This window comes from Actinoplanes teichomyceticus ATCC 31121 (assembly GCF_003711105.1).
Lineage (GTDB): Bacteria > Actinomycetota > Actinomycetes > Mycobacteriales > Micromonosporaceae > Actinoplanes > Actinoplanes teichomyceticus.
In genome coordinates, this window is the sequence record NZ_CP023865.1 from 6,489,434 (window position 1) to 6,509,435 (window position 20,002).

At 69.5% G+C, this 20,002-nt stretch carries 20 protein-coding genes and 2 pseudogenes; 6 read left to right on the plus strand and 16 right to left on the minus strand.

Annotated elements, in window-relative coordinates:
• Window positions 1–103: 103 nt before the first annotated feature.
• Complete coding sequence (locus tag ACTEI_RS37465) at window positions 104–580, minus strand: hypothetical protein (RefSeq protein ID WP_145830985.1); 477 nt, start codon at window positions 578–580, stop codon at window positions 104–106.
• A 116-nt stretch (window positions 581–696) separates the two neighbouring features.
• On the opposite strand from ACTEI_RS37465, the gene ACTEI_RS37470 reads away from it, so the two are divergent.
• A complete protein-coding gene (locus ACTEI_RS37470) occupies window positions 697–873 on the plus strand; it encodes a hypothetical protein (protein ID WP_164466166.1) in 177 nt (58 codons plus the stop codon).
• 52 nt (window positions 874–925) lie between these two features.
• On the opposite strand, the gene ACTEI_RS28470 is transcribed toward ACTEI_RS37470, so the two are convergent.
• The 3 genes from ACTEI_RS28470 to ACTEI_RS28480 form a co-directional block, all read right to left on the minus strand.
• Window positions 926–1,819 (minus strand): IS5 family transposase, encoded by an 894-nt coding sequence (locus ACTEI_RS28470; protein ID WP_122975831.1) that lies wholly within the window; start codon window positions 1,817–1,819, stop codon window positions 926–928.
• Window positions 1,820–2,108: 289 nt separating this feature from the next.
• Window positions 2,109–3,929 carry a hypothetical protein gene (locus ACTEI_RS28475; protein WP_145830986.1) on the minus strand — a complete coding sequence of 607 codons (1,821 nt, stop codon included), beginning with the start codon at window positions 3,927–3,929 and terminating at the stop codon, window positions 2,109–2,111.
• A gap of 15 nt (window positions 3,930–3,944) precedes the next feature.
• Window positions 3,945–5,831: an Hsp70 family protein gene (locus ACTEI_RS28480; protein WP_164466167.1), complete on the minus strand. Its 1,887-nt coding sequence runs from the start codon at window positions 5,829–5,831 to the stop codon at window positions 3,945–3,947.
• A 262-nt stretch (window positions 5,832–6,093) separates the two neighbouring features.
• Here ACTEI_RS28480 and ACTEI_RS28485 point away from each other — a divergent pair, with 262 nt between their 5' ends.
• From ACTEI_RS28485 to ACTEI_RS37475, 4 genes are all read left to right on the plus strand, one after another.
• Window positions 6,094–8,760: a bacterial transcriptional activator domain-containing protein gene (locus ACTEI_RS28485; protein WP_122980474.1), complete on the plus strand. Its 2,667-nt coding sequence runs from the start codon at window positions 6,094–6,096 to the stop codon at window positions 8,758–8,760.
• Entirely contained in the window at window positions 8,757–10,058 is a 1,302-nt protein-coding gene (locus tag ACTEI_RS28490) for a hypothetical protein (protein ID WP_244940651.1), read from the plus strand. Before ACTEI_RS28485 ends, ACTEI_RS28490 begins: the two co-directional genes overlap by 4 nt.
• A gap of 170 nt (window positions 10,059–10,228) precedes the next feature.
• Window positions 10,229–10,552: a DUF6907 domain-containing protein gene (locus ACTEI_RS28495; RefSeq protein WP_483396353.1), complete on the plus strand. Its 324-nt coding sequence runs from the start codon at window positions 10,229–10,231 to the stop codon at window positions 10,550–10,552.
• Between the two features lie 79 nt (window positions 10,553–10,631).
• Window positions 10,632–10,808, plus strand: coding sequence for a hypothetical protein (locus ACTEI_RS37475; RefSeq protein WP_164466168.1), 177 nt, complete (start codon window positions 10,632–10,634; stop codon window positions 10,806–10,808).
• A 111-nt stretch (window positions 10,809–10,919) separates the two neighbouring features.
• Here the strand turns inward: ACTEI_RS37475 and ACTEI_RS39450 are convergent.
• Window positions 10,920–11,006: pseudogene (locus ACTEI_RS39450) on the minus strand (hypothetical protein); the annotation flags it as partial.
• 216 nt (window positions 11,007–11,222) lie between these two features.
• Here ACTEI_RS39450 and ACTEI_RS28505 point away from each other — a divergent pair.
• Window positions 11,223–12,014 carry an AbiTii domain-containing protein gene (locus ACTEI_RS28505; protein WP_122980475.1) on the plus strand — a complete coding sequence of 264 codons (792 nt, stop codon included), beginning with the start codon at window positions 11,223–11,225 and terminating at the stop codon, window positions 12,012–12,014.
• 40 nt (window positions 12,015–12,054) lie between these two features.
• On the opposite strand, the gene ACTEI_RS28510 is transcribed toward ACTEI_RS28505, so the two are convergent.
• The 11 genes and pseudogenes from ACTEI_RS28510 to ACTEI_RS28560 all read right to left on the minus strand — a co-directional run bounded on the left by ACTEI_RS28510 (window position 12,055) and on the right by ACTEI_RS28560 (window position 19,832).
• The gene (locus tag ACTEI_RS28510) at window positions 12,055–12,720 is read right to left on the minus strand and encodes a hypothetical protein (RefSeq protein WP_122980476.1); all 666 of its coding nucleotides are present in this window, start codon (window positions 12,718–12,720) and stop codon (window positions 12,055–12,057) included.
• 188 nt (window positions 12,721–12,908) lie between these two features.
• Entirely contained in the window at window positions 12,909–13,574 is a 666-nt protein-coding gene (locus ACTEI_RS28515) for a hypothetical protein (protein WP_145830987.1), read from the minus strand.
• Window positions 13,571–13,957 (minus strand): hypothetical protein, encoded by a 387-nt coding sequence (locus ACTEI_RS28520; protein ID WP_122980478.1) that lies wholly within the window; start codon window positions 13,955–13,957, stop codon window positions 13,571–13,573. Before ACTEI_RS28520 ends, ACTEI_RS28515 begins: the two co-directional genes overlap by 4 nt.
• A 98-nt stretch (window positions 13,958–14,055) precedes the next feature.
• Window positions 14,056–14,471: pseudogene (locus tag ACTEI_RS28525) on the minus strand (IS5 family transposase); the annotation flags it as partial.
• Between the two features lie 230 nt (window positions 14,472–14,701).
• Window positions 14,702–15,187 carry a hypothetical protein gene (locus ACTEI_RS28530; protein WP_122980479.1) on the minus strand — a complete coding sequence of 162 codons (486 nt, stop codon included), beginning with the start codon at window positions 15,185–15,187 and terminating at the stop codon, window positions 14,702–14,704.
• A gap of 70 nt (window positions 15,188–15,257) precedes the next feature.
• Window positions 15,258–15,755: a hypothetical protein gene (locus tag ACTEI_RS28535; RefSeq protein ID WP_122980480.1), complete on the minus strand. Its 498-nt coding sequence runs from the start codon at window positions 15,753–15,755 to the stop codon at window positions 15,258–15,260.
• A gap of 284 nt (window positions 15,756–16,039) precedes the next feature.
• The gene (locus ACTEI_RS28540) at window positions 16,040–17,026 is read right to left on the minus strand and encodes a DUF932 domain-containing protein (RefSeq protein WP_122980481.1); all 987 of its coding nucleotides are present in this window, start codon (window positions 17,024–17,026) and stop codon (window positions 16,040–16,042) included.
• A 166-nt stretch (window positions 17,027–17,192) separates the two neighbouring features.
• Window positions 17,193–17,648, minus strand: coding sequence for a hypothetical protein (locus ACTEI_RS38685; protein WP_239082721.1), 456 nt, complete (start codon window positions 17,646–17,648; stop codon window positions 17,193–17,195).
• A gap of 101 nt (window positions 17,649–17,749) precedes the next feature.
• A complete protein-coding gene (locus ACTEI_RS28550) occupies window positions 17,750–18,052 on the minus strand; it encodes a hypothetical protein (protein WP_122980482.1) in 303 nt (100 codons plus the stop codon).
• Window positions 18,049–18,534, minus strand: coding sequence for a hypothetical protein (locus ACTEI_RS38690; RefSeq protein WP_239082722.1), 486 nt, complete (start codon window positions 18,532–18,534; stop codon window positions 18,049–18,051). Before ACTEI_RS38690 ends, ACTEI_RS28550 begins: the two co-directional genes overlap by 4 nt.
• 92 nt (window positions 18,535–18,626) lie before the next feature.
• Entirely contained in the window at window positions 18,627–19,832 is a 1,206-nt protein-coding gene (locus ACTEI_RS28560; RefSeq protein ID WP_483396350.1) for a MarR family transcriptional regulator, read from the minus strand.
• Window positions 19,833–20,002: the final 170 nt, after the last annotated feature.

Consider the following 20,002-nt stretch of genomic DNA (forward strand, 5'->3'; position numbering starts at 1 on the left):
GTCTCGCAACAGCCAGTCTCGTTGGTGCCGGGGAAAGCCTTGAAGTGCCACACCTTAGTCTCGGCGGCTGGGCTGGCGGCACTGTCGTCGGTGTGGTGGGCGTTCATCGCCATCCTCCTTCAAGCACAGCCAGGATCGGCTTGGTCGTGATTGCGGGCATCTCGTCGGCGTCGCCCAGCACCAAGGTCAGGGTCGGCTTATGGAACCGTTCGCCCTCGGGTGGGGGAGTCCAATTCTTGTCGACGTGCCGCCACACCTGCCACCAATCGATCTCCGGAAGGTGCCGTTCGAGAACACCGCCGGTGTTCGCGGCGGGCGTCGGCGCCGGGTGGGTGGCAAGTTCGGCGGCGTTGCGGGCGAGCAGGTCTGCGTACCAGGTCCGGCAGTTTGGCTGTGAGCACGCTCCTACGGTGTGCCGTTTCCCGGTGAGCGGGTCGGTGAGCTGCCGCTGCTGATCCCAGGAGGCGTTACGGCCGCACAAGCCTTCCCGCCGTTGCATGGGCCGCCCGCAGGTGGCCTGGCCGAGGCCGCGGTCTCCGTCGGTTCGGGGCGAGTAGCGGCGCCGATCCTGGTAGAACACGTCGACAATTCGTTTGCGGGGGTGCGAGTCGGCCGGGCGGTCTGGTCCGGCAGGAGCATGTCCATGCCGAGCCGGCGCCGCCCGTAGACGGCGTCCGCGATCGGGGCGAGGGGCATGTGTTCGCCAGCGGGCCAGTGCGGGTCGCCGAGGTCGAGGCAGCGGGTCATGCCGATGCCGACGAGGAGGAGTTCACCGACGCATTCGGGGTCGGCGAGCATCACGGCGATCCGCTTTTCGTGGGCTCGGAGCTGGGCGGCAGCCGGGCCGTTCACTGGCACTCCCGCGAGTGCTGATCGGCACGCCGGTTCAGTTCGGCGAGGGCTAGGCCGCGTTTCGTAAAGGTCATCAGAGCCATTGGTTGATGACGGCGATGGTGACGGTGGCTTCGAAGCGGACGGCAAGCTTGTCGTACCGGGTGGCCATCGCCCGGTTCTGTTTGAGCTGGTTGATGCCGCATTCCACGGCGTGACGCTGCCGGTACACGACCGGGTCGAACGCCGGAGGACGCCCGCCCTTGGAGCCTTTGGCCTTGCGGTAGGCGTCCTGGTCGGCCTTGCTCGGGATGCACACCCTGATCCTGCGGCGGCGGGCGTACCCGCGATTGCCCCGGCTGGTGTACGCCTTGTCCGCCAGGACCAGATCCGGCCGGGTACGGGGCCGGCCACCACCGACCCGATAGACCTTGATGCGTTCCAGGACCTTGATGAACTGCGGACTGTCACCCCGCTGACCAGCGGTGATCACCGTCGACAGCGTCTTACGACCCTGCTCACAGGCCAGATGGGTCTTGGTGGTGAACCCGCCCCGGGACCTGCCCAGAGCATGATCGCCGGGTTCGGCGAACACCCCACCCGGCGGTTCCTTCTGCAGGTCACCATCACGACGGGCACCCGCGGCATGCTGATGGGCACGGCTGATCGTGGAATCGACGCTCACCGCCCACTCGATGTCACCGGCGGCGTCGGCCCGGGTCTGGAGCCGGGCCAGGATCTTCGCCCACGTCCCGTCGCGCTGCCAGCGCCGGAACCAGCGATACAACGTCTGCCAGGGTGCGTACACCTCGGGCACGTCCCGCCACGGTGTTCCCGCCCGGACCCGCCACCGGATCCCATCGATGATCTGCCGTTTCGTCCATCGCGGCGGACGGCCTCGCCGTGGCTCCGCAGGCAGCGCAGGTTCCAGCACCGCCCACTGAACGTCGGTGAGATCGTGTCGCCTCGCTGCCGCTACCCTGGGCACGAGGTCTCCGGTGGTTCAGGTTTGCTTGGTCGCTAACCCGTTTACCGGAGACCTCACTTCGTATCGACAACCGCCACGCCGGGACACGTCACACCTCGCCCGCACTTACGAAACGCGGCCTAGGCGCGGTTGCATGACGACACTCCCCGTTCGCGTGCTGCCGTATGCAGAGACTACCTTCAATGGGCAATGTCGGTTCACCCTGGTCAGTGGCCGCGCTTCAGCACCTGATGCTGCTTTCGCCGTTCTATGTGCATCACTCGGAGACCGTTGTTCTTGGCCGAGTGCTTCAGGATGCGTTGACCGTGGCGGTTATGCGTTGCTGGATGCTCGTGTTGTACGGGTCGATCTTGGTGGCGGTGTGAAGCCAGTCGAGTGCTTGGGCTGGGGTGCTGTGGTCGGCGAGGTGGGTGCAGGCGTCGAGGGCGTCGCGGCGTATCGCTTCTCGGGTCGGGGAAATCCAGGGCCAGGTGTGGCCGGCGGCGAGTTCGCCTTGGTACAGCTCGATCAGGCGCCGGCAGGACTTGGTGCGGCTGGATGTGCTGATGGCGCTCACCGCTTTCGCCGCCTCGGTTCGCCATAGGTTGAGGTCGGTGTCGATCACGTCGGTGTTGAGCTGGTAACGGTCCTCACGGCGGGTGATGGGGTCGCCGATGATGGGTTGGAGCTGGCGTCGCAGGTCGCTGAGTGTGGTGTGCAGGCGCTGGGTGATCGTGGCTGGGGCAAGGTTGGGCCAGACGGCACTGATGATTTCTTCGCGGCGCGCGCCTTCGGGGTGGACGGCGAGGTAGGCCAAGATCTGCAGGCCAGCGGTGCGGCGTAGCCGGATGGGCTGGCTATCGACGGTTAGTTCGCAGGCACCCAGCAAGGTCAGTGTCGCGACGGGGCGCGAGGGTGTGGTGGTTGGGCCGGAAGGCTGGGGTCCGGATGCTGCGCCGCGCACGGTGCCGGCGTGGCGCTGTTGGATCAGTGTTAGCAGGTCGGTAGCGGCGCGCGGGTCGAGAGTGCACAGCCGCCGGCCCGTGGAGATGCCGGTGCCGGTGGTGGTGCCGTCTTCTGTGATGTGCCATTGGGCTGCGGGGACGCTGGTGGCGTCGAAGCCGAGTACGGTGATCGCCGCAGAAGAGCCGGTAGATGGTTGGTCGCCGCGGTCGGCTCGGTCAGGCAAGGATGGGCCGGCGGCGTAGTGCGGTTCTGGCGCTGCGCCCGGGGGCCCGGCGACTACGTGGATGCCGGGCAGAGGCGTGGTGGGATTGATTTGTGGGAGAAGCTTCCGCAAGTCGTCGTGCCGCACGGCGAGCCGGGTGTGGCTGCCTGGGGTTGTGGCGGCGGAGACGGCAGTGGCGACGAGCAGTCCGCGGGCGGCAGCGGGTGCGCCGGGGCCGTGCAGGGACAGCAGGCCGGTCGGCAGCTGCTCGGGCGCGGTGGCAGCGTGCGCGGGAGGGCTGGTGGCGGTGTTGTCACTGAGGGTGGTGGTGATGGCTTGAGCGGCGGGCGGAAGCGGTTGTAGGTCGGGGTCGTGGTGGTGCGTGCTGATCCGGCGGGGGTTGGGTTGGTAGGTGCGCCGTCGGTGCAGCAGCGCCATGCCAGAGAGAGCCGTTACAGCGAGAGCTGTGTGATAAGGCATCCATCCGCCGTCGGGCAACACGACTCCGGCCGGGGTTGGGGCGGTGGATATAGCCGTGTTGTGGCTGGGGTCGGCGCTGGTGGGGTCGTCCGGTGGTGGCGTGGTGGCGACGGGTGGTGCGGTGGCGTGGTCAGCGGTGATGGCGGGAAGCGTGAGCGCGGCGACGCTGGCCATGGATCCGGCGGTCATCTGGGCGGGCGTGGGTAACGGCAGTTTCCGCAGCCGCCGCCATCGTGCGGTGGCGGCGAGCACGATGCGACGCACGAGGTAGCCGCCAAGGAGGAGCCAGAGCAGGGTGGCGATGAGCACGATGGCGGCGAGCACATCGGCGGTGGTGCGGGGCTGCTGAAGCCAGTTTTGTACATCTTCGGCGGTCAGTGCCGGTAAGGGATGGTGCAGGAGCCAGACTCCGGCGAGCAGCGGTGGACCGGCGATGAAAGCGACGGTGATCAGCGCTGTTGCGGCACGGTACATCCAACGCATGGCCTACATCCCGAGTCAGCGGGGGCCGGCGTGCAGCGCCCACAGCCGTTTGAGGAGCCAGACGGTGGTGGCGCCTGCGTAGAAGGCGCCGAGCATGTGGCGACCCCATGGGGTCTGCACGAGGATCATCAGGGGAATGGCTAGAGCGACGCTCAGGCCGGCTCGGACGGCGAGGTGGCGAGCAAGGGCGCAAGCGATTCCCACGGCGACGAGCAGTCCAGCGGTGTACTGGAATGCTGGCCCCCAGGGGGCCAGCCAGTACGGCAGCGGAATGATCGAGTAGAACGAGCCGATGACGACACCCGCTGTCGCGCTGATCAGTGAGCTGGCTGGGAAGCTGAGAAAGGCGTCCCAGCCGCCGGTAGGAGTGTCCCTGCGGCGCCAGGCAGCTACGGCGAGCAGCGCGGCACATCCGGCGACGGGCAGGATCGGCCAGACAGCCCATTGCAGCGTCCACGACGGGACGTTGGTGCCGGCCCCGTTGAAGTAGGCGGTAGCCACCAGTGCGTACAAGTAGGCGACCGCGGGTCCGGCGATGACGGCGATGCCGATTCCGGCGGTGATCCTGCTGTTCGGCCTCGATCGGCCGGGGGTGTGCGCGTTCTGGTCGAGCAAGGCGGCGAACACCGAGGCTGCCTGTAAGAAGCAGACCTGGGCCAGCACGACGGCGACGGTCAGCTGCGACCAGGCGGCGTACAACTCGTACACCGCTCCCCGGTACTCGCCAAACGGGACGCTGCCGTAGAGATCGGCTTTCCAGAGGAAGAAGGCGTACAGCACCAGTGATGCCGCTCCCGGTACGCCGAGCAGGAAGATCCGCCGCTGCGGCGGCAACTGTAGTGGTTCCTCCTGGCGGACGGCTCGGGCCGCGGCGCCCGCAGGGTCGGAGTCGGCCGCGCCGATGACCGCGGTCAACGCTGGCTGTGCCGCGATCTGCGGCGTGACGCCGAGTTTGGCCGCGATCACCTCGGCGGCACCGGGTAGCAAGGCGACGCCACCGATGAGGTGCACGCCGTGGACTTCGGCGAGGGTGAGATCCGCGGCCGCGACCGCCTCGGCGGCCAGTTCGCCGACGCGTTCGAGCACCGGTTGCGCAGCCTGCGTCACCTGGAGGTTGGTGACCACTAGCGGCCCCGCCGCGCCGGGGATCGGCACGGTCACCGCCACCTGGTCGGGTAGCGCTTGCTGTGCGGTGCGGACCACGGCGAGGGTGTTCCATCGCTGTTCGGCGGGTAGGTCCTCCAACATCGTGCCGGTCAATGCCACCGTCAGCAGCGCCTCGATGCGATCTCCGCCGGCCTGCGCGTCATCAAGCGTGGACAGGATTTCGACCTGCTGCCCACTTTGGCGCAGGACGGTAATCTCGCAACCCGCTCCAACGTCGATGACCAGCAACACCCGGTCCGTGTCTGCTGACGACCCGGCCGGAGGAGCGATCCTCGAGGCGGCTGCGACAGGTACCTCGACCAGCCGCGACGCATGCAGGCCGGCGGCGCGGGCAACATGCCGCAGCCACGTCTTGCGGCGCGGCCCCCACCCGGCCGGCACGAGCAGCTGCGCCTGCTGCACCGGTTCGCCCATGATCCGGGTCGCCTCTGCGGCAACCTGCCGCAGCGTGGCCGCCGCCAGCTCCGCGACCTCGACCGTCACACCGGCGACGGTGACATGCCCGCTACCGGCCTGTAGTGGCGATGCGACGAACCCGTCCGGGTCGGTGACGGCTCGCCGCCAGGCTTCCGCACCGACTACCACCTCACCGGCACTGACGTGCACTGCGGAAGACAGCCACCAGCCGCCGTCAGATTGCAGCAGGAGCCAGGATCCGTCCGAGCGGATCAGAACCGCACGCGTGATGGCCGCCCCGTAATCGATCACCAGCGATGGAATCACCGGCTCAGTCAAACAGAAGATCCCCGATCAGTCACGCCGCGACAGCACCGTGTCGTTCCAGTGTGAGCTATCACCCGCACCGCTCTCTGACCAGCACATGTAAGGCACACCGCGGGAAGTGTGAGCGTTTGTGAGTAGCGCAGACCAGTCCCGCCGCAGCATTCGGGCTTAGCGTCACGCCATAGCCCTCCCGGCTTCGCGGAGGCATTCGACCTTGCGCACGGGGCCGCTACCCGTTAGCCATTCGACTCCAGGAGCGAACGAGTTGATTCGCATGCTCGCGGCACTACGAACCATGATCGTCAGGCTGGTGGTTCTGGCCGGCATCCCCACCATGATGATCACGGTCAGCGGACCGCCATGGCCGCAACACCCACCGTCCGCCGAACAGGTGCAGGCGTACCTGAACACCCCGCTGAATCCCGACCACGCCGCCACAACCGGCTGGGCACTCGCCTGGGCCCTCTGGGGCATCACCGCTATCGGTACCCTCGCATGGAGCATCACGCGGGCACGGTCACGCGACTGGCAAAACAGCTGGGAACGCCTCTGCTACTACCTGCCCGGCCCGATGCAAAGCCTCGCAGCCGGACTTCTCGGGACCGCGGCTGTAACGACGACCGCCACGGCGCTGCCCGCCCACGCCACTCCCCCAGCACCCACCGCGGACGTCCACCCGCTCCGCGACGCTCCCATGAGCACAGAGAGCCACACCATCACACCGAACGACCCCCGGGCCATGGTCGGAGCTCGTATCCCCGCAACGACGGCACATCCCCGGACGGTGAAGGTGCACCGCCATGACACGCTGTGGGGCATCGCCAAGCACAAGCTTGGTGACCCCTATCGATGGCATGACATCTACAAACTCAACCGGGGCCACCAACAGGCCAACGGGCACGCGCTCCAAGATCCCGACGAGATTCACGTCGGATGGGTGCTGGCACTGCCTACCGCCAGGCACACACCTCCATCGAAGAGCACCCCGGCACCGCCAACCGAGCCCACCATCCGCCCCAGCCACACAGCCACCGGTACGCCGAGCCGCACTACCGCGCCGCCGCAGGCGACGCTGGCACCCAGCATCACCACGAGCACATCACCGGCGACCAGGAGTCCGGCGCCCACCTCGCACCCGGACAGCAGGGTCTCAGCACCCGTTGCCCCGCAGCAAGACGACGACACCGATTACCGGGGCGAGCAAGGCGTCGCTCTGCCCCCGCAGGGATGGGTGAGTCTCGGCCTAGCTGTGCTGCTCACAGCCGTTGCCTCCCTGGTACGCCTGCAACGCCGCCGACGCGCTCGCCCAGCCTTTCCCGTCCCGGCCCGGCTCGCATCCCAACCGGCGCCGCTGCCTGAATCACTAGCCCTGGTGGAAACTGCGGCATGCCGCCTGGGCTCCGGCGCCGGCCCGGACCACCTGCCCGCCACATCGACTGTCGACGCGCCCATCGGCGTGAATGCCGCCGGACGGGAGGTGGGCCTGTTCGAGTTGCCCGGCCTTGGCCTCGCTCTGCACGGTGACGAAGCCGATGCGGCGGCTCGCGCGGTGCTGACCGCCGTCCTCGCCACCGGCATCACCCAACGCACCGAGGCCCGCCCCATCGTCATCACCACCACCGGCGTACTCGCGCGCCTCCTACCCGACGGCCCACCAGTGCTCGGCCTCGACCCGGACGGGACCAGCTACGACGGCGAACGGCTCATCGTGCTCGCCGACGCCGCGACGGCCGTCACCCACGCCGAAGAGGAGATGATCCTGCGGCGCCGGCTGCTGGATAACTTCGACCTCGACACGATCGAGGCGCTGAACGGGCGCACCGACCACGCCGAGATCCAGCCGCCGTACGTGCTTCTCATCGAGGCCACGCCCCGGCACGCCGCCCGTCTGCGCGCGGTCGGCGCGCACCGGGCAGCGCTGCACCTGCACCCGGTCGTCCTCGGCGAACTCGACGGCATCCCCACCGCCGAGACCGCCGGGGTGGTCCGGCTGTCCACCCTCGCGGCGAGCGATCTCGCCGCCGTCATGACCATGCTCACCGACGCCACTGCGCGCCCGGAGCCCGGCCACGACATCGACATCGACCCGCCTCCGAGTGACCCGGCCGCGGCACCACACGAGGTAAGCGCCGAGCAGGACGAGCCGGTTCCCTCCCAGCAGGCCGAGGCGTCGGCCCCGGTGCGGCTGCGGGTCCTCGGCCCGGTCCTCGTCGAAACCGAGACCGGGGCGGTAGCGACCGGGATGCGTAGCGGCTCCTACACCGTCCTCGCTTCCCTGGCCGCACACCCAGGCGGGCGCACCCTCGACCAGCTCGCCGCCGACCTACACCCCGACACGACCCCGAGCACCGCCGGGAAGCGCATTCGCACCGACATCAGCACCACCCGCCGGGTGCTGCGCGCCGCCACCGGCAACGGCCAGGCGATGTTCGTCGTCTACGACCCCGCGACCGGCCGCTACCGGCTCGACCCCGAGCTGATCGCCGTCGACCTGTGGCAGATGCTCACCGCCATCAAGGCCGCAAATACCGCCGACAACGACACCCAGGCCCTCGCGCTACTGCGCGAGGCGGCCGAGTTGTACGGCGGCGACTTCGCCGACGGCGCCGACCAGACCTGGATCACCGACTACGCCACCACCTACCGCCACCAGATCCTCTCGGTGCTGGCCCGCATCGCCGAGCTCCTCGAAGCCGACCACCCCGACCAGGCCGTCACCGCCCTCGAACGCGCGCTGGAGTTCGACCCGGTCAACGAGGAGCTGTACCAGCGCATCATGCGCATCCACGGCCGCGCCGGACGGCCGGACGCTGTCCGGCGCACCCTGCGCCGCCTCGAAGACCGGCTGGCCGACCTCGGCGGCGCTGAACCGTCGGAGGCCACCCGCCGGGTCGCGGAACGCCAGCTGCGGCCCGCCACCGCCACCAGAGGTCACCGATGACCGAAAACGTGAGGAAGGACGGCCACGCCATCAGCACCCCCGCCACAGTCTCCAACGGCAACCCTCAGCCGAGCACGGGTCACCGAGGCTGGTCGCCGGCCCGGTGGGCGTACTCGTTCTATGCCGTGGCGGCCACCGGCGCCGTGATCGGTCAGACCTGGGTGGCCCTCGACCATCTGCCCTGGCCGCCCGCGGTACCGCTCGTGCTGCGCGTGCTGGCGGTGCTGCCGTTCGCGCTCTGCCTGGAGCTGCTGGCCATGGCGCTCGCCGCGATGGCCGACGAACGGATGCGCCTCGGCGAGCGCGCCTACGGCCTACGGGCGTTCTCGGCCGTGGTCGCCGTTGTGGCCGTCGGTATCCAGGTGGCCGGGCACTGGCCGGACTACTACTGGTCGAGCGTGTTCGGCGTGCTGTCGGGCTCGGCATACGCACTGTGGATGCTGCACGCCGCCGCCCGCCGCCGAGACGCCCTGCGCGCGGCGGGCAAACTCGCCGACACCGCCCCCGACTACGGCCTGTGGCGGCGAGTGCGGCACCCGATCTGGACCGCCCGCGCCGCCGAGCTGGCCCGCGAAGGTCGCCGTGACCCCGGCACCGGCGCATGGCGCCCGCTCGGCTTGTACGAGTCCCTGCGCGCCGCCGAGCTGGCCATCGGCGACGAGAAACGCCGACCGGCGGTTGCCCGCGCGGTCGAGCACGTTGTACGCGCTGACCAGCGCGATCCGCGCATGGCCGAGATCGCCGTCCGCACCCTGGACCTCGACCGGCTCGCCGCCGAGCTGGCCGCCCGAGTCGACTACCACGCCTGGGCGGACCGGGTGGCTCCCGCCATCACCGCCCCCGCTCCGCTGCGAGCGGACAGCGATGCCAACAGCCACGCCGAGCTGCCCCGCGCCGACGACGAAGCCGTACCTGAACAGCCACAACAACCTCCGGCCACGCCGGACACGGACGCTTCCACCGCCGAAGAGGTACCGAGCCCTGGACCGCTCGACCGTGACGACAGCGAAGAGGCGTACAGCGACCAAGACGACCGCGAAGGCGACGAGGACGGCGATGAGTTCGACGGGGACGACGATGTCGACCTTGCCTCGGACCTCGTCCCGCTGCTGCCCGCGGCCCGCACCGCCCGCGACGAGCTGCTTCGTGAAGGACGCACGGTCAGCCGAGACGCCCTCGCACACCGCCTTCGCCGCAACGGCACCGCCATCCGCAACAACCGCGTGTCCGAGCTGCTCGGCGCGCTGCGCCGCGAACAGAAGGCCCTCGACGGCGCTCGTCCGAAGGTGCCGGCATGACGAGGCCGCACCGGCCCGCACCTCCGCCGCTCGATGAAATTGAGGGAGACCGCACATGGACGACTTCACCCTGCCGGCCGGCAGTGCCTTGCCGGTGACGCGGCCGGTGTCCTGCCCGCCATTGATGCACCGACTGTTGCCACGACAACCTCGACCCGTCCGGCACGGCGCTGCACCGCAGCCCACCCTCCACCGTGACGCTCTACGACGAGGCGTGTGAGCCGGTTACCGCAATCGTCCGGACGGCGTTCTGGGACAAGGCACCAGCCTGGATCGGCACCGACCCGGCCGAGCTGGAACGCCCCCACGTCGAGATCACCTTCGCCGATGGCAGCGCACCGCTGTACTGCACCCCTGGCCAGGCGCGCCGCTTCGCCGCTGGCCTCGTGCGTGCCGCCGACGCCGCCGAGACCGAAGTCTTTGACCACGTGCCGGTGTCGCCCGGTGCCGCCTCGCAGGCCGCGCCCGCCAGTGTGCCGCCGCTGTCGGCTTGATGCCTCGCCGCCGGTCGGCATGGATAGGGGTGCCGGTGCCCGATCGGCGGGCCGCCCGTAATGACCAGGAGGAACCAATATGACCATGCCTGCGCCCGGACGCCGCATCATCGAGATCAGCGACGAGGCATTCGATGTTCTCGCCCGCACGGCTGAAACGCAGGGGACCGACTTCGACGGCGCGTTGCGGTACCTGATGCAGGCTCCGGCCGTGCCGACCGCCGGCCAGAACGAGGACCAGGACGAGGACGAGTGAACTGAGACGCGAGGCGCCGCCGGTTGAAGTGGCCGGCGGCGCCTGGGGTGCTCTAGGGGTTAGAGCGCATCTGACGGATCATGGTCGGGTCTTGTCGGGTTTCGCGCGGAGCTAGACCATGATGGATGCGAATGTGACAGTTGCCAAAAATCGGTCCTTGCGTTTGTCGTAGTGCGTCGCTACCGCGCGGAACTGTTTGAGCCGGTCGAAGGTCCGTTCTACCTGGTTACGTTGCTTGTATCGCTCGGCGTTGAAGTTCGGTGGCTGGCCGCCACGCCCCTAGCGGCCAGCTGTGATGCCGGACCGAGGGGTGAAGCTGACCAGATACCTGGGCTGAGCAGGCCGCATGTCGCAGCATGCCAGCCGCTCGTTCATCTTGCCGGTGGCGCGGCGGTTGGCGATATTCTTCCGTCCGTGACGACGCGGGCGGATCGACTCCTTCAGGAGCTTGAGACAGGCGCACTGGATAGTCAGAAGCCGATTGCCGATCTCTTGCGGAAGGCGATCGCGCTCGGCGGCCAGTCCGGCTCAGCCGAACTTCGCGACTGGGCCCGCCGTGAGCTGCAGGGTTACGCTCCCGAGGATGAACTCCCCGAGTATCGGAAGATCGTGGCTCCGCTGACGCTCGACGGGATGACTATTCACGGGATCATCAAGGGTCAGCAGATCAGCTCCATGAATCTTCCTGACTTCGCGCAGGACCGCATCACCGACGAGATCGAGCTGCGGATGGGCATCGGTCAGATCGAGAAGCTGGCGCCCGTCCAAGGTGCCGACCATGTCAAGTTGCAGCCTCAGGGAGCTGCCGATCTCGCGGCGTTCATGAACCAGACCGGCGCTGTAAAAGGCCATATCGAGCGGATCTACTGGTCCGTCGCTCCGGTAGCTCTCGCGGGCGTCGTGGACCACGTCCGCACCATGCTCACGGTCCTGGTCGCCGAGATTCGCGCCACCGCGCCCACCGGAGCCGCGACGCCGCCCGCCGAAGTTGCGACGAACGCAATCCACTTCGCGGTCACGGGCACTCGAAACAAGATCAATTTCACTGCCCCACAGGGCACGGTCGTGACCTCGCATCCGCAAGCTGGTGAGGACGACTCCCCGAAGCCGTGGCTGCGCATCGCAGGGGCGGTGCTTGTCGGGCTTGTCACCATCGCGGCCGGAGTGTTCGCCCTGATGCAGGTCCAGGGCTGGAAATTCAAGTAGGCATCCGGCCGGACCATTGACCGTAGACCTAGCCCGCTGGCTAAGGTCGCATGCCGTAGCTCGACGGGTCTCCCTCGGCGGCGGTCAGCAGCCGTTGCGCGGTCCGCTCGGTGATGCCTAGGCGGCGGGCCAGCTCGACGCCGAGGCCGCGCCGGTCGCATCCGGCCTTCTTGGCCTCGGCGAGCAGTTGAGCGGCGGCGTGAAGGCGGGGGTCGTCGGCGTAGGGGTGCGGTTTCCGAACGCGGTTGGTGGTGCCGGGGGTGCGGCCGGTGGATTGGCGGCCGGTACGGGCGTCGGCATGTGCCCACACGGTGCGCCGGTACCAGTAGCGGCGGATACGCCCGCTCGGCAGCTCCTCCACGAAGTCTGGGTGATCGATGAGTTCGTCCGGCAGGTTGCGGTGCGAGGCGTAGCCGAGGATGGCGGCGGCGCCGCCGGAGGTGACGCGGTCGTTGGGGCCGCCGCTACGGTCTACCTCGGTGAGCACGGCCTTCTTCGCCGCGAGGTGCGCGGCGTGGAACGCGGTGATGTCGTCGAGCCAGAACCACTCGCCGCCGTCGTGGGTGAACGCCTCCGGGAAGCCGAACCGGTCGCGGTTACGGTGCCAGTGGTTGACCGTGGAGCGCGAGGCGCCGGTCTGCGCGGCCACGCCCGCCCGGTCGAGGGCTACTCGTCCGTCGATGCTGCGTTGCGCCACGACGATCATCCTTACACCTCCGGTCACGCTGAGGTCCAGCACGCGAGGCCCGGCAGCTCGCGGACTGTGCGGCTACGATCGCTCGCACACCCATCCCGGGGAATGCGGCTCGTGGGACCCGGTGGCCCGGGACTCGGGTGAGGTGACCGGCGGGGTTGCGCGCACCCTCGGGGTGTGCCCGCCGGTCACCGAACCTCCTACCCCTTGCGCCGCTGGCCGATCTGTCGGCCGGTGCCGTCGCCGGTGTCCACCCGGCCCGGCGTCTCTTCCCACGCCATGACCGGATACCTCGCCGTGATGCGCCCACGGCCGGGCCGCAACGTCTCCAGAACGGTGCTGTAGTGGCCGTGGAGCAGCCCGCGAACGGTCATGAGTTTCCTGCCTCGGATCAGTCTCGGAGGCATCGCGTCAGTGACCCGGGCGATCAACCCATAGAGCTCACGGCCTTCGAGCAGTGCGGCACAACCGTCACACGCGCTCCACCGTTCGCCCCAGATCCGCAACGGCCCTTGTTCGCTCTCGACGGCCCGCGTCCGAGCCGCATAGTGGCGGCGTTGGTAGTCGCCCACGTTCACGGTTCGCCGGGTGACGTAACTCGTCTCGGTCTCCTGGTCGGCGCACACGTAGACCCAGAGGGCCTCGGGGCTGGAGCAAAAGTCACACTCGATGATCGGATCGGGAACCTCGGTCACCGGCGCCGGCCGAGGCTCATGGTCGAGGGTGTCACCGCGGAGCTCGTTCGGGTGCTCGAAGGTGAGCACACCGTTGGGAGTCTGGCGGCGGTGTAGTGCTCGGCGGCAGGTCCGGCAGTGGAACGGCATCTCGTCGGGCGTCGGGGACATCCACGCTGGGGTGAGGGTCACCGAGCGTCTCCTTCCGCTTCGTCGTGGAGGATGGCCCAGGCCAGCCGGGTCATGAGGGTCAGCGGCAGACTCGCGATCTTCGTCTGCGTTCGGGGAGTGGCCGCCTCGTAGACGGTGAGGATGGCGTCTGCGGTGGTCGCATCAACGATGACGCCGTCGATCTTGCGGGTGTGGCCGTCGCGTGCTTCCCGCAGCGTCTGCATGATGTGCGGGTCTTCGGTGACCGCGTTGTCCGGGACGAGTTCGATCTCGGCGGCGTCCGGGCAGTCCGGGCAGGTGACCAGGCTCGGCTCATCGGTGATGCGAGTGTCCGGCCCGTCGTCGCTGCCGCACACCGCCCCGGTGTGCCGGGCGGACCGGCCATGCGTGAAGGCGGCCCTCATGACGCGGCCTCGCCGTTCTCTGCCTCGTCCGCTGCAAGGCAGAAGTCGGTGCCGAGATAGGTACGGAATACGGCCGAAAGAGTGTCGAAGGTGGCGCCGTGATCGGCCGGTTCGACCGCGACACCACCCGGCGGTTCGGCCTGCAGATCCCCCTTTTACGCGCACCAGCGGCATGCTGATGCGCCCGGGCCACCGTCGAGTCGATCGACACGTCCCACACGATCCGGCCGGACGCATCCGCCGCTGCCTGCAACGCGGTCAGGATCCGCGCCCACGTCCCGTCACGCTGCCACCGCCGGAACAGCGCATACACGGCTGCCCATGATCCGTAGCACTCCGGGATGTCACGCCAGGGCGTGCCGGCCCGGATCCGCCACCGAATCCCGTCGATGAGCTGCCGTTTCGTCCAGGTCGGCGGACGTCCCGGACGACGAGGCGCGGGCAGCAACGGCTCCAAGGCCGCCCACTCGACGTCGGTCAGGTCGTACCGCCTCGTCACCGCTAAGGTGTCCACGAGGTCTCCGGTGGTCTCCGGTTTTGCTTGGTCGCTAAGCCGTCTACCGGAGACCTCGCTATTTAACGATCACCGACACGCCCGTGATCTCACCTGAACCACCGACTTCGATACACGCCCTAGGGCGGGCTCGATCGGGCCGAGCACGCGCAGAGCCTCGCTCAGCCGGCGCCCGTCGAGGGCCGCGTGGTAGACCTCGACCTCGTGCCCGCCGTCACCGGAGGTGCCGGTCATGCCCGCCTCCCGGCGTCGGGCGTGTCCGGACCAGCCGTGGCTGGCCCGCTGGCCTCGGCGGAAGGGAACGTTCCGAGGAGGTGCGACAGGGTGCCGCCGACGCGCACATCGGTGACGGCCGCGCAGGCGATCAAGGCAGCGCCGGTGGCGAGGGCCTGTTCGGGGGTGTACCGCACGCGCACGGGTCGTTCGTCGGTCTTGGCGAGGGCGCGGATCAAGACTTGGCCCTGCCGCCAGGTGCACACGGGCAGCTTCGTTTCGGGCACGGCGTACACCGGCAGCCCGAGTGCGTGGTGCAGGTCGGCGCGGAGCGCGGCGCGGGCGGCCTCGACGGCGGAGTCCGCCTTCTCCACGTTAGAGGGGGCGGCGGCTTGCGCGGCTCGGGTGGTCGCCGAGCGAGCGAAGGCTCGTTCGCGGTCCGCCCACACGGCGGCCTCGGCGTACGCGGTGGCGAGAGCGAAGAGGCGTTCAACGATGGTCACGGCGTCTCCTTGTTGGAGGGGTTGGTGGTGGCCCGGGTGGAGCGGCTTGGCCGCTCCGCCCGGGGCCTGTTCACCGGGGGTTCGGGACGGGCGCGCGGCCGGTGGCGGTGGCGGGCGGCGTGGACACGGGGACCGCAGGTAGGAGCGGGTCGACCTTGGCGCCGGTGCGGTCGAGGCCGATCGCGGCGTGGGCGGTGAGGTGGATGGCGACGGAGACGGCCTCGGCGCCGGTGAAGGTCGCGACCACGGGGCGGGCGTGCTGGTCTCGCGCGTGGACCTCGACGTGGCCGTTCGGCAGGGTCCGCACCGGCAGGAACTCCTCGATCTGCACCGGGCGCGGAGCCACGGTTTCGATCGTGGGGACGAGGGCGTCGTACCGGGTGCGCGACTCCTGCTCCCAGTAGTCGGCGAGGGTGGCGTGGCGCTCGTGTTCGGCGTGGTCGGCGGAGTGCTCGGCCAGGGCGCGGGCGACGCGCGCCTTCGCGTACGCCTCGCAGAGGTTGTTGATCTCGTCGAGAAGTTGGGTGGAGTTCGGCGTGCCGGCCGGAGTCGCGGAGACCGCGGGCATGAGGGGTACCTCCGTGGTGGAGTCGGTTCGAGGGGTTCGAGGTGCGGGCGCCGCCGTGGCGGGGCCCGGCGGGCCGGGGATGACGGGCACACCGCGACGGCCGGGAAGCGCCGTTGGCGGGCGTCGTGGGCCGGGTTGCGCGGGCGGGCGGGACCGTCCCGGACCGCCCGGTCGCGCGTCGTCACGGGGACGCTGCGCCGGGGCGGCGGTCGTGGTGGTGCCCGCCGGTGGCGGGGCCGAGCGCCGCCCGGTGCGGCGGTGTCGGCCCCGGTACCGGGCCATGCTCAGACCGCCAGCAGCTCGAACGCGCGAGCTTTCAGATCGGCGCCCTGACCGGTGACCGCGCGCCGGGCGCGGACCTCGGCGGTGCTGGCCTTCGCGTAGTGATCCACGTACTCGGTGATGGCCTGGTATCCGGCCCACCGGGTGCCCTTGATCGCCTTCTGGGTGTCCGCGTCGCGGATGAGGAACCGCAGCGTGGCCGAGCGCTGCTTCGCGTTGTTCTTGGCCACGTCCGAGGCGTCGTCCTCGGTCGGCCACAGCTGCGCGACGGCCTTCTCGAACTCGCCCATGGTCAGCGACTCGTTGATCATCTTCTCGGCCTCGCGCTCGAAGGCGTCGAAGTGCTTCCACACCAGGTTGAGCGCCTGCCGCGCCTCGCTGATCTTGGAGGTGATGTTCGGGGTGTGCCGGAAGGTGTACGAACCCTCGCTGCGGGCGTATGCCATGCGCTGCGTGTTCGCGCACACGATCCGTACCGGGGTGGCGTCCACCCGTAGCGAGGCGGTTCCGTCGTGCGAGGTGGTGGCCGCAAGGTAGAGGTCCATCCGGTCCACCCCGGCGATCTCCATCGCCTTCGGCAGCTTCATGGTGACGAAGACGCTCTTGCCTTTGCGCATCGAGCCGGCCGTCTCGAAGTGCGCGCCGGAGGCGTCAACCAGCAGGTTGAGCATCTCGGCGACCTGCTCGTTCTGAACGGTCGCGTAGTCCTCGCCGACGATGCCGAGATACTCGGTCTCGCCGCTGTGCGGGTTGGTCCGCACGGTCATCCACTTGTCCGGGCAGTCGATCTTCGTGACACCCTTCGCGTTGACCTCGATGCCCTGAAGCGGGATCTTGCGGACCTCCCAGCCGCCGAGCCACGCCTTGCTCATGATCTCCTCGGCGGTCATGCAGTCCTCGGTGACCTGGCCAAGTTGGTGCCAGGCGGTCAGCCGGGCGGAGGCGAAGGCGGTCTGGCCGTTGGCGAGTTTCTCCAGCTCGTGTGCCACGGGTTTCCTTTCCGGGTTCGTGGGGTCGGTGGGTAGCGGGCCAGGGTTGCGACCCCAGCCGCGCCGTCACAAGCAATGTTTCCAACCTTTGGGCCTGGATCAAGTCGATCCGGACCGGTCTATCGAGGTTTCTGCGGCGAATCTGACGCCCGCCGCCAGCGCAGCCCTACCGGGCGCGCGGGGTGGTGACCAGGCGCCCGTCCGGGCCGTACTCGTACTCGTGAACGGACTTGAACGGCGCCGGCAGATACACGGAGAAGCCGTGCGAGGGCACGAACTCCGTGCGGTAGGAGCGGGTGATGCCGAGGACGTACTTCTCGGGTTTCTCGCCGTGCGATCCGGGCGGGATCATGCCGCCGCCGGGCCGGTCCGCGCGTGCGCGCCGGTGCCGGGCCAGAGCGATATGCGGGCACAGCGACAGCGCCGCCGTCATGCACTCCGCGTGCCCCGGCGGGTCGGTGTAGCGCAACAGCTCCGCCGCGCCGGGGCCACCGAGGAACGCCACCCAATACCCCATCGGACCACCGCACAGCGAACACCGCCGCGCGAGCGCGAGCTCCGTGGAGATCGTGGTGTTGATCGTGGTGGAGTCCACGCGCAACCCGTCGGGACCGTCATGCACGTTGACCGGCGGAATCGGCAACCCGCGCCGTGCGTCACGCGGACGGGCGCTGAGACCGGCCGGAAGGCCGGACACCGCATCATCAGGACGGCGTTGCCCGCTCATTGGTTCGCCTCCGACCATGCGACATACCGCCGTTCTGTCTCGTCGGCGTAGGCGATAGCGGCGGCGGCATCGGTGACCGGGTAGGCGCATTCGGACTTGCCGCTCACGGTGCGCACGTACAGACCGGCGGGGACGCTACCGCCCGCGCAGGTCAGGCGGGTTTGCAGCGCGTACACATGCACCGCGACCTCCCAATCCGACTCCCCGCCCACGGCGATCGGGTCGGCCGATTCGCGCAGGGCCTCGGTCTGCCGGTCCGACAGCTTCGGCGCCCCGCCATCGGGGCCGGGGCGGGTCATCGGTCGCCCCCGGCCCGGAGATCCACGACCACGAGGCCGGGGACCGTGGCGATAAGCCGCGCCCGGATGACCGCCCACCGGTCGGCGCGGACTGTTCGCGCGATCGGTTCGAGGTTCGCGCCGACCATGACCATGTACTCGATGGCGGCGGAGTCCCGGTCGGTGAACACGGCGTCCATGTCGCCCCCGGCCACCACGTACACCGGCCCCGGCCCGGAAGCCACGTCTACGTCGGTCGTGGGCGCCCCGGCGGGGGTGCCCACCCGGCGGCGGGCGCGCCGCGCGGGCGGGGCCGGGTGCGGGTCGGCGGGCCGGTAACCGGTCGCGCCCATCATCGGGCACAACGCCTCACCATCGGTGTGCGACCAACGCGGGCGCGGGCCGGTGGCAGCGAACCACCGGCGCGGCGGGCACTTACGGGCGGGCGCACCGCACACCGGGCACACGAGGTGCCGCACGGTGCGGCGCCGATTCGTTCTCATGACTGCGTCTCCTAGCGTTGAGGGGTTGTGAAAGATCGGTTGCAACGGCGGCGGGGCCGGGACGCTTCCCGCGTCTCGGCCCCGTGAGTTGTTCACGCCGTCCGCGCCTCGTCGGCCTCGTCGATGGCGTCACCGGCGGGCGCGTCCGCGCCTTCGGCGGAGGGACTGGCGTCGTCGGCCGTCGCCGTGCTGGCGTCATCGGCGGTCCCATCGGCGGTGGCGGTGTCGTCGGCCGTCGCCTCGGCGGTGTCGATGTCGTCGGTCCGGTCGTCGGCCGCCGCGTCGTCGGCGGTGTCGGCGGTGTCGGCCTCGTCCCCGCTGATCCCCGGGCGCGTCATCAGGGCGGCCACCTCAGCGTCCGGGGCGGGCGCGTCGTCGGCGAGGGCGTACTTCACCGGCGCCTCGCTGGTCATCACGACAACCCCGGCAATGGTGAGCTTCTGCAACGCGTTACCGCACGCACCGGAGCTGCGCCCGCCCAACTCACGCCCAACGGTGCCGGGGGTGACCTCGTGGCCGGTGCCGAGGTCCCGCATGAACGCCTCCACCAGGTTGCGGAGGCCGTTCTTGCCCAACTTTTCCGACCCGTCGGTGTTGATCTCACCGCTGGAGGCGCCGGTGCGACCGGGGCGGCGGGCCGGGGCTGTGACCGTGACACGGTTCTTCACCCGGTGCTTGTGGCCGCACGAACACACGCACTCGCGGTACGGGGCCGCGTTCGCGAGGTCAACCGTGCTCAGGTCGGCATCCCCCCGAACCCACCTGTCCGGGTTGTTCTCCTGGTTGCTACCGCCCGGAATCCGCACCGCCGCACCGGCAACCTCCATTGCCATCAGCACCCGCGCCACGACCGGCGCCCGAAGGCCGGACTGATCGGTGATGACCGCCGCCGCAACACCGTTCGGGTGGTCACCCAGAATGCCCGCCACCATCACGATCTTGAAATAGTCGGCTCCGCCACCCGACGGCGCACCCGACACAGGCGCACCCGACACAGGCGCCGCCGACACGGGCGCCTCCGGCAAGTCGGCGGGGGCCTCGTCGGTGGTGGCGTCGTCGCTAGCGGCGGGGATCTCGTCGGTGGTGGGGTGCCAGATGTCGGCGGGCTTGCGGTTGCCGTTGGCGGGGCCGGGGGTGCGGGTCGCGGTTCCGGCCGCCTCCATGGCGACTAGGACCTTTGCGGCGGTGGAGGCGCCGACTCCGGCGGCGGCGGCAAGGCCACGGGCGGTAATGCCGTCGGGGTGCGCGGTCAGGGCGCGGGCGACGGACTCGGCGGCGGGGGTGGCGGTGGCGGACATGGAAATACCTCCATAGGGAAAGGGAATGGCAATGCGATTCCGCGTGGCGCGGGTGCGCCTCGTTTGCGGTTTCGCCGGGGCCGTTGTTGTTGCCTACATCCATGGACGCTCTGCACCGCCGCATTGTCAACCCGCGTTTCCATGACTCTTTTGAAACCGCACCGCTAACC